The sequence below is a fragment of the Duganella flavida genome (assembly GCF_009857445.1).
GTDB lineage: Bacteria > Pseudomonadota > Gammaproteobacteria > Burkholderiales > Burkholderiaceae_D > Rugamonas > Rugamonas flavida.
The window spans coordinates 1-255 of the sequence record NZ_WWCN01000076.1 but is presented as its reverse complement, the minus strand read 5'-3'; the positions used below and the strand labels follow the sequence as shown (position 1 = coordinate 255).

1 rRNA gene is annotated in these 255 nt (G+C 51.4%); it reads left to right on the top strand.

Annotated elements, in window-relative coordinates:
* Positions 1-255, top strand: a 23S ribosomal RNA gene (locus tag GTP46_RS29275); the annotation flags it as partial.

The window sequence follows — 255 nt, the reverse complement described above, 5'->3', positions numbered from 1 at the left end:
CCGTGTGCATACAAACAGTAGGAGCCTCTTCGGGGGTGACTGCGTACCTTTTGTATAATGGGTCAGCGACTTACATTCAGTGGCAAGGTTAACCGAATAGGGAAGCCGTAGAGAAATCGAGTCCGAACAGGGCGATAGTCGCTGGGTGTAGACCCGAAACCAAGTGATCTACTCATGGCCAGGATGAAGGTGCGGTAACACGCACTGGAGGTCCGAACCCACTAATGTTGAAAAATTAGGGGATGAGCTGTGGGT